The 14,336-nt window shown below is 74.1% G+C and carries 13 protein-coding genes; 6 read left to right on the top strand and 7 right to left on the bottom strand.

What is annotated here, in order from left to right; genetic code table 11:
• Window positions 1-19 precede the first annotated feature (19 nt).
• The 5 genes from Q2K16_RS01830 to Q2K16_RS01810 all read right to left on the bottom strand — a co-directional run bounded on the left by Q2K16_RS01830 (window position 20) and on the right by Q2K16_RS01810 (window position 5,407).
• Window positions 20-1,534, bottom strand: coding sequence for an ABC transporter substrate-binding protein (locus Q2K16_RS01830; protein ID WP_302743210.1), 1,515 nt, complete (start codon window positions 1,532-1,534; stop codon window positions 20-22).
• A 22-nt stretch (window positions 1,535-1,556) separates the two neighbouring features.
• On the bottom strand, window positions 1,557-2,501 hold the full coding sequence (locus Q2K16_RS01825) for an ABC transporter permease (protein ID WP_302743209.1): 945 nt from the start codon (window positions 2,499-2,501) through the stop codon (window positions 1,557-1,559).
• A 3-nt stretch (window positions 2,502-2,504) separates the two neighbouring features.
• Entirely contained in the window at window positions 2,505-3,428 is a 924-nt protein-coding gene (locus Q2K16_RS01820; protein ID WP_302743208.1) for an ABC transporter permease, read from the bottom strand.
• A gap of 10 nt (window positions 3,429-3,438) precedes the next feature.
• The gene (locus Q2K16_RS01815) at window positions 3,439-4,422 is read right to left on the bottom strand and encodes a Gfo/Idh/MocA family protein (protein WP_302743207.1); all 984 of its coding nucleotides are present in this window, start codon (window positions 4,420-4,422) and stop codon (window positions 3,439-3,441) included.
• Window positions 4,423-4,516: 94 nt separating this feature from the next.
• A complete protein-coding gene (locus Q2K16_RS01810) occupies window positions 4,517-5,407 on the bottom strand; it encodes a S1 family peptidase (RefSeq protein ID WP_302743206.1) in 891 nt (296 codons plus the stop codon).
• 187 nt (window positions 5,408-5,594) lie between these two features.
• Between Q2K16_RS01810 and Q2K16_RS01805 the strand changes: the two genes are divergently transcribed.
• Window positions 5,595-6,254, top strand: coding sequence for a response regulator transcription factor (locus tag Q2K16_RS01805; RefSeq protein ID WP_302743205.1), 660 nt, complete (start codon window positions 5,595-5,597; stop codon window positions 6,252-6,254).
• Window positions 6,251-7,354 carry a sensor histidine kinase gene (locus Q2K16_RS01800; protein ID WP_302743204.1) on the top strand — a complete coding sequence of 368 codons (1,104 nt, stop codon included), beginning with the start codon at window positions 6,251-6,253 and terminating at the stop codon, window positions 7,352-7,354. Before Q2K16_RS01805 ends, Q2K16_RS01800 begins: the two co-directional genes overlap by 4 nt.
• A gap of 29 nt (window positions 7,355-7,383) precedes the next feature.
• Here Q2K16_RS01800 and Q2K16_RS01795 read toward each other — a convergent pair whose 3' ends face one another.
• Window positions 7,384-7,854 (bottom strand): septum formation initiator, encoded by a 471-nt coding sequence (locus Q2K16_RS01795; protein ID WP_302743203.1) that lies wholly within the window; start codon window positions 7,852-7,854, stop codon window positions 7,384-7,386.
• Between the two features lie 136 nt (window positions 7,855-7,990).
• Here Q2K16_RS01795 and Q2K16_RS01790 point away from each other — a divergent pair, with 136 nt between their 5' ends.
• Together Q2K16_RS01790 and Q2K16_RS01785 are read left to right on the top strand one after the other, a co-directional pair.
• Entirely contained in the window at window positions 7,991-9,292 is a 1,302-nt protein-coding gene (locus tag Q2K16_RS01790) for a sensor histidine kinase (RefSeq protein WP_302743202.1), read from the top strand.
• Window positions 9,293-9,367: 75 nt separating this feature from the next.
• Window positions 9,368-9,856, top strand: a complete 489-nt coding sequence (locus tag Q2K16_RS01785; RefSeq protein ID WP_302743201.1) for a PepSY domain-containing protein — start codon at window positions 9,368-9,370, stop codon at window positions 9,854-9,856.
• A gap of 169 nt (window positions 9,857-10,025) precedes the next feature.
• Here the strand turns inward: Q2K16_RS01785 and Q2K16_RS01780 are convergent, their stop codons facing one another.
• Window positions 10,026-11,387: an outer membrane protein assembly factor BamB family protein gene (locus Q2K16_RS01780; protein WP_302743200.1), complete on the bottom strand. Its 1,362-nt coding sequence runs from the start codon at window positions 11,385-11,387 to the stop codon at window positions 10,026-10,028.
• 271 nt (window positions 11,388-11,658) lie between these two features.
• Between Q2K16_RS01780 and Q2K16_RS01775 the strand changes: the two genes are divergently transcribed.
• A complete protein-coding gene (locus Q2K16_RS01775; protein ID WP_302743199.1) occupies window positions 11,659-13,599 on the top strand; it encodes a sensor histidine kinase in 1,941 nt (646 codons plus the stop codon).
• On the top strand, window positions 13,596-14,285 hold the full coding sequence (locus Q2K16_RS01770; protein ID WP_302743198.1) for a response regulator: 690 nt from the start codon (window positions 13,596-13,598) through the stop codon (window positions 14,283-14,285). The genes Q2K16_RS01775 and Q2K16_RS01770 overlap by 4 nt, the downstream gene beginning before the upstream one ends.
• Window positions 14,286-14,336: the final 51 nt, after the last annotated feature.

Genomic DNA, 14,336 nt, shown 5'->3' with positions numbered 1-14,336 from the left:
TCCGGGTCCGGTTCTCGGGTCAGCGCAGCGATACGCCGGCGAAGTCGGGCAGGTCGTTCGGGGTCGGGGTGAACCCCTCGACGTTGCCGCGCAGCACGACGTTGCCGTTGAGGTCGAGCGGGAAGATGCCCACCGCCTGGTCCCAGACGATCTTGCCGGCCTGGGCGTACAGGGTGGCCCGCTTGTCCTGGTCGAGTTCGGCGCGGGCGGCGAGCAGGATGCGGTCGAGTTCCGGGTTGGCGTAGCCGTTGCGCTTGGCGGTCGACAGGTACAGCCGGGCCAGGGTGAAGTCGGCGTCGCCGGTGACCGTGCTGCCGGTGGTCATCGTGCTGTCCCAGTCGAGCTTGAGCAGCTTGTCCAGCCAGGTGGCCCGTTCCAGTTCCTGGGGCTTGACCACGATGCCGACCTTGGCCCAGTCGCTGATCATCGCGTCGGCGAAGGAGTTGCCGTTGGTGCAGCAGCCGCTGCTCCACATCATCGTGGTGCTGAACCCGTCCGGGTAGCCGGCCTCGGTGAGCAGCTGTCGGGCCCGGGCCGGGTCGTAGCGGTACGGGTTCTGCCCGGCGGCGCCGAACACGGCCTCCGGCAGCGGGCCGGTGGCCGGGGTCCCGGCCTGGTCGAACAGCGACTTGCTGATCTTGGCGTAGTCGACCGCGTGCCACATGGCCTGCCGGACCCGCGCGTCGGTGAACGGCTTACGGGAGCTGTTGAACCAGATGTAGTAGTTGGCGTACGTCGGGAACGACCGGACGGTGAGGTCCCTGTTGTCCCGCAGCCCGGTCAGCTGGTCCGGCGGCAGGCCCCAGGTCACGTCGATCTCGTTGTTCGACAGCGCCGTCACCCGGCCGGACACCTCGGGGATGTAGCGGTAGGAGATGCTGGTCAGCTTCGGCTGGTCGCCCCGGTACTTGTCGTTGCGGACCAGGTTCACGCTCTGGCCGGCGGTGAACGACGAGACCTTGAACGGGCCGGTGCCGTACGGGGCGTCGAAGAACGCGTTGTCGCCGATCTTGGCGGCGGGGGCGATCCAGAGCAGGGTGAGGTTGCTCAGCACGGTGCCGAGCTGGCTCTTGGTGTGGATGGTCAGGGTGCGCTCGTCGGGGGTGCGGATGTCGTCGACGGTGGCCCACAGCCCGGCCAGCGGCCCCTTGCCGTCGATCAGCGCCTGGAGCGACGCCTTGGCGTCGGCGCTGGTCATCGGCGTCCCGTCGGCGAAGGTGACGCCGCTGCGCAGCACGAACTGCCAGGTCAGCGGGTCGGGGTTGGTCCAGCTCTCGGCGAGCTTCGGGGCGATCTTCCCGTCCTGGCGGACCACGAGGGTCTCGAAGACCTCCTGGACGACGGTGAGGGTGGGCTGGTCCGCCGAGTTCGCGGCGAACGGGTTCAACGACACCACCGGGGTCGGGTTGGCCACCCGGAGGGTGGTGACGCCACCGCCGTCACCGGCGGGGTCGTCGGAGCCGAAGGAGCATGCGGTCAGTCCGAGTACGCCGGCGAGGGCCAACGCACCGAGTCGGGTGGTCGAAGATCTCATGTCTTCCCATTTCACTGACGGGTTACCGGGTGGAGAGGTTCGGATCGGAGCGGTCCCGTAGTTCGTCGCCGAGCACGCCGACGCAGACCACGAAGACGGCCAGGACCAGGCCTGGCAGGGTGGCGATCCACCAGGCGCTGGCCAGGTAGTCGCGTCCGTTGGCGATGGTGGTGCCCCAGCTCGGTGTACCGGCCGGGATGCCCAGCGACAGGAAGCTCAGCGACGCCTCGGCGACGATGACGAATCCGAGCTGGACGGTGGCGATGACCAGCAACGGGCTGGCCACCGCGGGGAGCACGCAGTGCCGTACGACGTGCCACGGCCCGGCACCGAGGGTGCGGGCCGCGTTGGCGAAGTCCCGGGAGCGGGTCGCCATGGTCTGCGCCCGGGCCACCCGCGCGAAGATCGGCCAGGTGGTGATGGACAGGGTGAGTACGACGTTGGTGACGCTGGAACCGAGCACGCCGGCGACGAAGACGGCGAGCAGGATCGACGGGAAGGCCAGTTGGATGTCGGCCAGCCGCATGAGGATCGCGTCCACCACCCCGCCGAGGTAGCCGCAGAGGATGCCGATCGCGGCGCCCACCGTGCCGGCCAGCAGCAGGGTCGCCGCGCCGACCAGCAACGAGATCCGGGCGCCCTGCATGATCTGGGGCAGCAGGTCCCGGCCGACCTGGTCGGTGCCGAGCAGGGCCAGGCCGCCGTCGGACATCCGGCTGCCCGGGGGGAGCAGCCGGTCGGCGACGGAGGTCGCGATCGGGTCGTACCGGGCGATCAGCGGCCCGATCAACCCGGCGACCAGGTAGGCGGCGATCACCCCGAGGGGGAGCCACAGGCGCAGCCGGCGACGTCGGCGGGGTGGGGCGGCAGGTGGGCTCGACGTCCCGTCGGGCGGGCCGCCGTCGGTGGGCACGAGCGGGACGCCGAGCACGGCCGGGCCGGGTACGCCGTCGGACACGGTGGTCACCTCTCAGACGCTCTCGCGGACCCGGGGGTCCAGCCGGACGTACAGCAGGTCGACGAGCAGGTTGATGACGATGAAGACCACCGCGACGGTGATCACGCAGGCCTGCACGACCGAGTAGTCGCGGGCGGCGATGGCGTCGGTCATCAGTCGGCCCACCCCCGGCCAGGCGAAGACGGTCTCGACGATCACCGCCCCGCCCAGCAGGCTGCCGAACTCCAGGCCGGCCACGGTGACGACGGGGATGAGCATGTTGCGCATGGCGTGCCAGCCGACGACCCGGGTCTCGGACAGGCCCTTGGCCCGGGCAGTGACCACGTAGTCCTCGTGCAGCACGTCGAGCAGCCCGGAGCGCACCAGCCGGAGCACCACGCTGAGCAGCGGCAGGGCCAGCGTCACCGCCGGCATGACCATCGCGGCCGGGGACGCGGCGCCGGAGCTGGGCAGCAGGTGCAGGAACCGGGAGAAGACCAGGATCAGCATGATGCCGACCCAGAACGTCGGCAGGGACTGGGTGAGCATCGACAGCACCGAGACCACCCGGTCCACGACGCCGTTGGGTCGGGTCGCGGCCAGGGTGCCCAGGGCGAACCCGAGGACCAGGGCGATGGCGAAGGCGGTCAGCGCCAGGGCGGCGGTCGCCGACAGGTGGGTGAGCACCAGGTTCGTCGCGGCGTCGTGGAGCCGGAACGACTCACCGAAGTCGAGGGTGAGGGCCCGTCGGAGGAACTGGACGTACTGGACGGGCAGCGAGGCGTCGAGTCCGTACTCCCGGCGCAGGGCCTCGATGGCCGACTGGTCGGCGTCCGGGCCGAGCACCGCGGTCGCCGGGTCACCGGAGACCGCCCGCATCGCGAAGAAGACCACCGTCGCCGCGCCGAACAGGACCAGCACCGAGATCGCGAGGCGACGCAGCGCGTACCGCAGCATCCCGGACCCCTCAGTTGCCGGGCGGCGGGTCGCCGGCCAGCGCCGCCTCGATGTCCTCGACGACGGCGACGGCCGCGCGGCCCTCCTCGCCGCTGACCGGTGTCGGCCCGCCGGTCAGCGCGGCGTCGACGAACGCCTCCAGCTCGGTGCGCAGGTTGTAGGCGCCCCCGCCGTCGCGGCTGGGCCAGAAGTAGGTGTCCATGAAGCTGGCCACCCCGTCGCGGCGGGCGTACAGCAGGTCGTTGTGCGAGAGGTTCATTTCGAGGATCCCGTGCTCACCGACGATCCGCAGACCGGCGTCGGCCCGCGACGGGCGGGAGTGCGGCAGCGTCCAGTTGTTCTCCATCGTGCCGATGGCGCCGTCGTCGAAGCGGACCGTGGCGTGCACGACGTCGTGACTGGGCGAGAGCACCTTGCGGCCGACCGCGCCGGTGACCTCGACCTCGCGGCCGGTCACGAACCTGAGCAGGTCGGCATCGTGGATGCCGAGGAACCAGGCGACCGAGGTCCGGTCCCAGATTCCCTCGCCTACCGCCTGGGAGGTGCACCGCCACACCTTGACGTGCCAGATGTCCCCGAGTTCGCCGGAGCGCACCACCTCGCGCAGTCGCAGCACCCGGGGGTCGAACCGCAGCACGTGGCCGATCATCAGGGCGTCGGGATCGGGTCGGCCGGCGATGATCCGGTCGCAACTGGCCCGCGACAGCGCCATCGGCTTCTCCAGCAGCACCCGCTTGCCCGCGGCGAGCGCGGCGAGGGTCGCGTCCTCGTGCAGGTGGTCCGGCGTGCAGACGCTCACCGCGTCGACCTCGTCGAGGAGGTCGCCGACGTCCGGGACGGCCCGGACGCCGAGGTGGGTCTCGGCCCATTGACGGTTACGCGGCGAGACGTCGGCGACGGCCACCAGTTCGGCCTGTCGCACGTCGCGCAACGCGCGGGCGTGCAGCTGCCCCTGGACCCCGATCCCGACGACACCGACCCTTAAGCGGTCCACACCCGGCCCCCACTGTTGCGTACCAACGAAAGCTAGATGTGTACCTAGCTCCGATAGTTGTACACCTGCGGTCCGGGTCGCGCAAGACGCGAATTCACCTCCGCATCCGGCCTCCGACCTGCGGGATCGACGATCGCCGGTGGCCACCCGCGCGGCGGCGACGCAGCAGCACGAAGACCACCGACAGCAGCGCCACCCCCGCACCGACACCGGCCGACAGCCACCGGACCGGCTCCGGCGACGGATCGACCGTGTCGGCGATCCACTCGCCGAGGACGTCGGTACGGGCGCTGAAGTCGGGACCCGGGTGCGGACATCCCGGACCGGTGCTCACCACCGCGACCAGGACGGCCGTACCGTCCGCCCGTTCCCGGAAGTACGGGCCGCCCGAGTCGTGCGGACACGGACTGGTGTCCGCACGGGGCCGCCGACCGGAGGTCTCGATGAGGCCGGCACCGACCCGACCGACGGTGAACTCGCCGGTCTGGAGCCGTTGCGCCGGCGCGGCGGCGTCGGCGGCGGTCAGGCCGTACCCGGTCAACCGCAGCACCTCGCCCGCCACCGGCGGCCCGTCGGCGAGCCCCAGCGGCGGCACACCGGTGATCGCGGTGTCGAGTTCGACCAGGGCCACGTCGGCACCGTCCGCCTGACGGACCGCGACCACGTCGGCCTCGTAGCCGCCCCGACCGCCGAGGTCCGTCCGCCCGACCGTGACGGTGGTCCGCTCGGCCACCGTCCGGCTCACCCGCCGGCCGTCCTCGGTACGGAAGCAGTGGCCCGCGGTGATCACCCAGCGCGGCGCGACCAGCGCGCCGGAACACCAGCTGTCCCGGGCCCCGCCACCGGCCACCGGCAGACCGGTCATGGTCAGCCGGGCGGTGAACCGGTACGCGCCGTCGGCGGCGTCCTCGCCGTGCGCGATCGCCGACGCCGGCCGGGACGCGACGGGAGCGACGGCAACCACCGTGGCCGTCAGGGCGACCATGACACACTGTGTGGCGAGTCGGAGCACGGGTTCACCAGCCTGTACGTACGGAAACAGGAACGCTGCGATGCTGCGACCCCGGCCGTCCGGGCGGCGTCAGCGGCACCCTTATCGGTTCTTTATCTGCCGGGTGCCAACCTTGCGGGCGGTCGGCGGGCACGGGGGAACGACGGGAAAGGGGGACGGCGTGCGGGTGCTGATGGCCGACGACGAGCGGGTGCTGGCCGACATGGTGGCCGAGGGGCTGCGCCGGCTGTCCATGGCCGTCGACGTGGTCTACGACGGCGACAGCGCCCTGGAACGGCTCGCCGTCAACCGCTACGACGTGGCCGTGCTCGACCGGGACATGCCCGGCCAGACCGGCGACGAGGTGTGCCGGTGGATCGCCGGCTCCGCCACCGGCACCCGAGTGCTGCTGCTGACCGCCGCCGCCGGCATCCGGCAACGCGTCGAGGGTCTCGGCCTGGGCGCGGACGACTACCTGACCAAGCCGTTCGCCTTCGCCGAACTCGTCGCCCGGTTGCAGGCGCTGTCCCGGCGATCGACCCCGGCGCTGCCCCCGGTGCTGGAACAGGACGGCATCGTGCTGGACGTCACCCGGCACACGGCCGCCCGCGACGGGATGCCGCTGTCGCTGTCCCCCAAGGAGTACGCCGTCCTGCACGTGCTGATGCGCGCCGGTGGCCGGGTGGTCAGCGCCGAGGACCTGCTGGAACAGGCGTGGGACGAACACGCCGACCCGTTCACCAACACCGTACGGACCACCGTGATGACCCTGCGCCGCAAGCTCGGGGACCCGCCGGTGATCCACACCGTGCCCCGCGTCGGCTACCGGCTCGGAGCATGAACCTGCCCTCACCGGCCCGGCGGATGCTCCTGGTCGTCGGGGCGCTCCTGCTCGTCGCCCCGTTCGTGACGACGGCCGCCGACATGCTGCTCGCGCTGTGGCGGGAGTTCGGCCCGTCCTGGTGCGCCACCCCCGCGTCGCAGGCCCCGGCGGACGACGCCCCGTTCGTCTGTGTCCAGGTGTTCCGGCGGCCGAGCATCCCCCTGGCGATCGCCGTGACGCTGGTGCTGCTGGCCCTGCTGGCCGCCGCCTACCCGGCCGTCCGCTGGTGCCTGCGCCCGCTGCGGGACCTCGTCCCGGTGATCGCCGACGTCGGGCCGCAGAACCTGGGCCACCGGCTCAGGCCCGGCCCCGGCCGCGACGAACTGGCCGTCCTCGGCCGCACCATCGACGAGATGATGGACCGGATCGCGGTGGGGTACGAGGCGCAGCGCCGGTTCGCCGCCGATGCGTCCCACGAGCTGCGCACCCCGCTCGCCGTCCAGCGCACCCTGATCGAGGTCGGCCTCGCCCGCAGCCTCACCGACGACCAGCTCGCACTGCTCGCCGCGCAACTGCTGGAGACCAACGAACGCAACGAGCGCCTGATCGAGGGGCTGCTGGTGCTCAGCGAGAGCGACCGTGGCCTGCTGACCCGCGTCCCGCTGCGGCTCGACCGGATCGTCGCGACGGTGCTCGACGCCCACCGTGGCCGGGCCGAGGAGGCCGGGGTCACGATCGTCAGCCGGCTGAGCCCCCGGCTGGTCGTCGGGGAACAGGTGCTCCTGGAACGGCTGGTCGTCAACCTGGTGCAGAACGGCCTGAAGTACAACCGGCCCGACGGCACCCTCACGGTGCGGGTGGGCACCGACCCGGCGCTGGTCGTCGAGAACACCGGCGACGACGTCCCCCCGGACGAGGTCGCCGCCCTGTTCGAGCCGTTCCGCCGCCGCTCCGGCAGACGCATCGACCACAGCGGCGGCGCGGGCCTCGGGCTGGCGATCGCCCGCTCGATCACCCGGGCGCACGAGGGCATCATCACCGCCTCCTCCACCGGTCGGGACGGGCTGCGGGTGCAGGTCACCTTCCCGACCGTGGCGACCGGCACGGACGACGGCTGAACCTGTGGGCCGGCGGCGGAGGCCGCAGCTCAGTCGCTGTCGCCCGGGCGGGCGACCGGTTCGCCGCCGATGCAGCCCACGTTCACCTCGAACTCCCCCGCCGGGCCGGCGAACGTCACCTCGGCGTCGTCGTCCGGGCCCCGGTCCACGTCCTTCACCCGGTAGTCCTGCGCCGGGGCCCAGGAGACCAGCCGCACCTCGGCCCCCACGCACTCGGCGACCGCCGTACCGCCGGGGGTGGAGAAGCTACGGCGCTGGCCGGGCGTCGGGGCGGGGCCGGTGGTCGGAGCCGGCGGCGCGGACGACGCCGGGGCCGACGGCGACGTCGGGGTCGGCTCCGGGGCGGCCAGGGCCCGCTCGACCTCGGCCTGGCTGCGCACCCCGCCGGGAGTGCCGGTGATGCTCTCCCCGACCAGCCGGATCGCGGCCACCCCGATCAGGGTGGCGAGCACGGCGGCGGCCAGCCAGCCGGCGGTGGCGAGGAGCGTACGGCGACCCATGCCCCGACTATGCCCGACCGGCCGCCAAGCCGGGCCCGGCGGCAGGATAAGCGGAGGTTAAGAGCCGGCCCGCAGGCCGGTGGCACCGGCTAGCCTGCCTAGCGGTGGCAACCCTGCTCCTGATCGGGGACGACGGATGAGACGGCGGCTGGCGCTCCTGGTCGCGGCGACCAGCTGCCTGACCCTGGTGGCCTTCCTGGTGCCGCTGGCCCTGCTGGTGCGCACGGTCGCCGAGGACCGGGCCACCGTCCGGGCGACCGCCGACGTGCAGGGGCTGGTGCCGGTGGTCGGCACCGCCGACACCGCGACGATCCGGTTGACCGTGGAGCAGCTCGCCGCCGAGTCGGGGCGGCCGGTCAGCGTCTACCTGCCCGACGGCACGGTGCTCGGCGCGCAGGAGCCGCGTACCCCCGCGGTGGCGCTCGCCACCCGGGGCCAGAGCCTCACCGCGGAGCTGGACGGTGGCCGGGAGATCGTGATCGCGGTGCAGGGCCGGGCCGACGGCACCGGCGTGATCCGGACCGTGGTGCCCCGCGCGGACGTCACCGCCGGGGTGGCCCGCGCCTGGCTGGTGCTGGCCGCGCTCGGCATCGTGCTCGTGCTGCTCGGCCTCGCCGTCGCCGACCGGCTGGCCCGCACCCTGGTCCGGCCGATCACCGAACTCTCCTCGGTCTCGCACCGGCTGGCCAACGCCGAGCTGACCGCCCGCGCGGAGCCGGCCGGCCCGCCGGAGCTGCGGGAGGTCGCCGGTGCGCTCAACCACCTGGCCGCCCGGATACAGGTGCTGCTGCGGGAGGAACGCGAGCAGGTGGCGGACCTGTCGCACCGGCTGCGGACGCCGTTGACGGCGCTACGGCTGGAGGCGGAGTCGCTGCGCGACCCGGACGACGCGGCCCGGGTGGCGGCGGCCGTGGACGGGTTGGAGCGGGCGGTGACCGGCCTGATCCGGCAGGCGCGCTGGCGCAGCGACCCGGCCGACGGTGATCCCGGCGCGGTCACCGCCGACGCCGCCGCGATCGTCGGGGAACGGGTCGCCTTCTGGTCGGTGCTGGCCGAGGAGACCGGCCGGACGGTCGACCTCGACCTCGCGGCCGGGCCGCTGCCGGTCGGGGTGCCCGCCGACGAGTTGGCCGCCGCCGTGGACGCGCTGCTGGGCAACGTCTTCGCGCACACCCCGGAGGGCACCGGCTTCACCGTCCGGTTGACCCGGGAGGCGACCGGGGCCGCGTTGACCGTCTGCGACGCGGGGCCGGGGATTCCGGCCGTCCTGGTGGAGCGGGGGGCCAGCCAGGCCGGTTCGACCGGGCTCGGCCTGGACATCGCCCGGCGGGCCGCGCAGGCCAGCGGCGGTCGGCTCGACCTGGGGTCGGGCGCGCAGGGCGGCGCGGTGGTGACGCTGCGGCTCGGGCCGCCCCGGTCGGCCTTAACCGGAGCTTAGGGTCGGCGCAGCGCGCCGCTATCCACCGCCGGAGCACGCTGAGCGCACCAACCGAGAACTCCGGAGGTACGCATCATGAAGCGCACATCCCTGCTCCTGGCCGCTGCCGGCGGCGCGGCCGTCCTCGCCGTCACCGGCACGGCGATCGGCGTGTCCGCCGCGCAGCGGGCCCCCGGCCCCACCGCCGCGACGACCGCTCCCGCCCCGGCGGACCCCACCGCCGCGCCGACGGCCGGAACCCCCGGTGGCACGCCGACGGCCGGGACGCCTGGTGGCGGCCCGACGGCGGGGACGCCGGGCAGCACCGCCCCGGCCACCGACGACGCGGTGAGTCGGCAGCGGGCCGGTGAGATCGCGCTGGCCAAGGTGGGCGGTGGTCGGATCACCGAGATCGAGCGGGAGCGGGAGGAGGGCCGCCCGGTCTGGAGTGTGGAGATCATCAACGGCGACACCGAGCACGAGATCGAGGTCGACCGGGAGAACGGCGGCATCGTCAAGTCCGAGCAGGAGAAGGCGGACGCCGACGACCGGTCCGGTCGGGACGACGACTCCGACGACGACTGACGGTCCGGACGTCGGGTGGTGACGCCCGACCCGGTCCGATCCGCCGACCGGCGGTACGCAACGGCCGGTACCGGCACCACACGGTGACGGGTGGGCCGCCCCGGCGACAGCTGCCGGGGCGGCCCACCCGTCGGTGTCGGCGTCGGTCGGCGGTCAGGTCGGTCGGCGGTCAGAAGGTGTGCAGGTCGACCGTGAGGCCACCGGGACCGGAGTGGCTGACCGCCACCCAGTCCGTGCCGGCTCCGGCGAGCCACCCCGGATAGCGGCCGAGTTGGCAGCCGGTGTCCACCTCGTACACCAGCACCATCGGGCGGTCGTTCTCGGTCCCGCTGACCGCCACCAGTCCGGCCGTGACCGCCGACCGCCAGCTCGCCGACGTGCCGGGTAGCGCCGGGTCCGGCGCGGTCCAGCGGGACACACCGGTGGCCAGGTCGAGCAACGCCAGCGCGCCGGTGTCGGCGGTGTCGCGTACCAGGACCGACCTGTCGTCGCCGTCGATCGGGACGCCGGCGGCGACGCCCCGCCAGACCGTCCGGCCGGTGCGCAGGTCGACCAGTTGCGGCCGTTCGTCGGCGGTGACCGCGACGAGTCGGGTCCCGACCCCGATCAGCTCCTTCCCGCTGCGGTCGTGCGCCAGCCGCTTGGCGCACTCGCCGTTCTCCCGACGCCCGCTGTAGACCGCGCCGGACCAGCCCTTGGCACCGGTGTCCGCGTCGACGCTGGCGATGCTGACCGTGCAGCGCTGGTCCCCCTTGGGCGGGTCGTGGTCGGTGCTGACCAGCAGGTCGTCGGCGGCGAAGCCGAACCAGGCCCGGTTCGGCAGCCGCCCGACGCCGGTCCGGCCGGTGGTGGGGACGACCGGGGTGTAGGTGGCCGCCCGGGCGGAGGTGCTCAGCCGCACCACGACGTACCGGCCGGTGGCCGGCGCGTACGGCGGGCGCGCGCCGAGGGTGACGTCGCTGACCCGGGCGAACCGGTCGGACGGCAGCTTCCACAGTTGACGGCCACTGTCCAGCTCCCTGCCGGTGATCACGCAGGTCGCCGCCACGCCGACGCCGACGCAGTCCCGGGCGTAGACGGCCTGCCCGTGGACGACCACGTCCTGGCTCCCGGCCGCCCGCCACCGGGTGACGCCGGTGACCACGTCGAGCACCTCCACACCGCCGTCGTCGTTGTCGCTGACCACGACGGACCCGCCGGCGATGACGTACCGGAAGCTGCCGTCGAACGGGTGCCGCCACCGCTCCTGCCCCGTGCGACGGTCCACCGCCCGCAGCTCCCGTCCGTCGGGAAGGACGATGAGCTGACCGGTCTCCCCCAGTTCCTGGTCGATCCGCCGTACCGGCACCGACCAGGCCGCCTGCGGGCCCTGCGGGGTGGGTGACCTGGTGCCCTCCCGCAGGCGCTCCGGGGTCTGCTCGACAGGCGTCGGTGGTCGCTGCGGCTGGGGCGCGGCGCAGGCGGGAAGCCCGACGACCAGGGTCAGGGCGACGGCGGCGGTACGCCAGCGGGCTGGTCGGTGCGACGGCAACGGGTTCCCCCTCGGTGGACGGTCGAGCCGTCACCCTAGGACCCGCGCGCATCCCGTGCCACCGGACGGCCGATGTGCCGGTCCCGGCGACGCGGGACATCCACCCCTGGCCGGCGGGACAGGACGCGGAACAGGCTGCGCTGCGCGTCCGACGGCGCGCGGTGACCCGGAGGAGACCCGTGGGTGTGCTGGTGCGGTCCCCGTCGCCGACGGCGGCCGGGGACGCCGTCCGTGGCGGTGGTGGTGGTCATGCTGAGACAGTGGACCGGCCATGCCGAACGTATCTGTGACCGCGCGGTGGACCGGGTGGGCGGTTCTCACCGGCACCGTCCTGCTCAGCCTCGGCGCGGTCGTCGCCTGGTCGGTGGCGACGCCGCCGTGGTCCGCCACCCAGCTCTACTCGCTGGTCGACCTGCTCGACGGCATCGTCTACGGCACGTTGGCGTGGCTGATCCTGAGCCGGCAGCGGACCGGCAGTCGGGTGCCCGCCGTGATCGCCTGCGCGGCGGCGCTGGGCGGCGCGGTCGCCGCGTGCGCCGGCCAGTGGCAGCTCGCCGTGGGTGGGCCACCGGTGCTGACCGCGCTGCACCGCTGGGCCTGGGTGCCCGGCCTGTACGCGCTGGTCGTGGTGATGCCCTGGCTGCTGCCGGACCGGCCGCTGGACCGGTTCGGCCGGTGCGCGGTCGCCGCCGGGGTCGGCTACGTGGTGGTGACGATGGCCGCCGCCGTCACCGCGCCACCGCCGCTGGGGGCGCTGCCGCTGCCGGAGGGGCTGCGGGGCGTCCGGGCCGCGCTGCTGCCCGTCCTGCCGTACCCGTTGGTCGGGCTCGGTCTGCTGGCCTGCGCCGGGTTGGGGTGGCGGTGGCGACGCGGTCCCGCCGCGCAGCGCCACGGCCTCGGCTGGGCGACGGCCGGCAGTGGGCTGCTCACCCTCGCCTTCCTCGCCACCCTGCTGCCCCCGGTCGTCCCGGCGGCCCTGCCGGCGCTGCTGATGCTCGCCTCGCAGGCGTTCTTTCCCGCCGCGGTGGCGGTGGTGGTGCTGCGCCAGCAGTTGTGGGGGCTGCGGCTGGCCGTGCGCCGCACCCTCGTGTGGTACCTGATGACCGCGGTGGTGATCGCCGCCTACTGCGCGACGGTGGCGCTGCTCGACCGGCTGCTGCCGCAGCGGCTGCCGCTGCCGCAACTCGTCGTGACCGGGGTCCTCGCGGCGGCCTTCCAACCGATGCGGGAGGCGGTGCAGCGGCGGGTGGACCGGCTCGTGCACGGTGAGGCCCCGGGACCGCTGCTGCACCGGGTGGTGCACAGTGTCGGCAGCACCACCGAGATCAGCGCGACGATCGCCGCCGCGCTCCGGCTCGCCGAGGTGCGCATCACCGAGGGTGGGCCGCCGCCACCACCGCACCCGTACGGCTGCCCGCTGACCGTGCCGTTGACCAGCGGTGACCGGCTCGTCGGCCAGTTGCACGCCTGGCCCCTGCCCGGTGAGCTGCTCGACGGCCGGGCCCGCGAGTCGCTCGCCGTCCTCGCTCCGGTGGTCGCCGCGGTCGTGGACCTGGCCGGCACCAACCGGGACCTGGCCCGCTCGCGGCAACGGCTGGCCGAGGTACGCGACGAGGAGCGCCGCTCCCTGCGCCGCGACCTGCACGACGGCCTCGGCCCCGCGCTCAGCGGCATCGGGTTGGGGCTGGCCGCCACCCGCAACCTGCTGCGCCGCGACCCGGAACGGGCCGAGGACCTGCTGGACCGGTTGACCGGTGAGCTGACGGCACGGGCGGCGGAGGTCCGGGACATGGCGCACGGCCTGCTGCCGCCGGTGCTCGCCGACGGTGGCCTCAGTCCCGCCCTGCACCTGCTGCGTGACCAGTACGCGCGGGCCGGCCTGCGGATCGTGCTGCACGGCCCGGCCACCCTGACGCCGCTGCCGGAGCCGGTCGCGACCGCCGCCTACGGGGTCACCGCCGAGGCGATCCGCAACGTGCAGCGGCACGCCGGGGTGGACCGGTGCACCGTGTCGCTGGAGCAGCGGCCCGACCGGCTGCGGGTCACCGTCACCGATCAGGGTCGGGGCCTTCCGGCCGGCCCCACCAGTCACGGCGTCGGCCTGCACGCGATGCGGGAACGGGCCGAGGCGGTGGGCGCGACCCTCACCGTGGGGCCGGCCGGCTCCCGGGGCACCACCGTCTGCCTGACCGTCCCCCTGGAGCAGCAGTGACCGACACCCCGATCCGCGTCGCCGTGGTGGACGACCACCCGGTCTTCCGGCTGGGCATGGGCGCGTTGCTCGACACGCTGGGTGGCATCGAGTGTGTGGGCGAGGCCGCCGACGCGTCGACCGCCGTGGCGCTCGTCGCCCGGGTGCGCCCGGACGTGGTGCTGATGGACCTGCACCTCGGCCAGGGGTCGGGGATCGAGGTGACCCGGCTGCTGCGCCGCGACCATCCGTCGGTGCGGGTGCTGGTGGTGAGCATGCTCAACGACGACGCGTCGCTGGTCGCCGCGCTGCGCGCCGGAGCCCGTGGCTACCTGCTCAAGGGTGCCTCCGCCGCCGACGTAGAGCGGGGTATCCGGGGGGTGGCCGGCGGCGACCTGATCCTCGGGGGCCCGCTCGCCGACCGGGCCGGCGCGCTGCTGGGTGCCCGCGCCGACGCCCCGTTCCCGCAGCTCACCGACCGGGAACGGGAGATCCTCGAACTGCTCGCCCGGGGACTGTCGAATCCGCTGATCGCGCACCGACTCGGGTTGAGCGCCAAGACCGTCCGCAACAACGTCTCGGTCATCCTGGTCAAGCTGCACCTGGGCAGCCGCGCCGAGGCGATCGCCCTGGCCCGCGATCACGGGCTGGGCGCGCCCAGCCCGGCCGAGGCGCCGGCGGCCCCGGTCCCGGACCGGTCGGCGTGACCGGGGGCGACCGCGGCCCCGGTCACGGGCCGGCCGGCGGTGGGGCCGCCG

It is taken from the genome of Micromonospora cynarisoli (assembly GCF_030518815.1).
GTDB classification, from domain to species: Bacteria; Actinomycetota; Actinomycetes; order Mycobacteriales; family Micromonosporaceae; genus Micromonospora; species Micromonospora wenchangensis.
The sequence above is the reverse complement of the archived record's forward strand: the minus strand, read 5'-3'. Positions and strand labels throughout refer to the sequence as shown.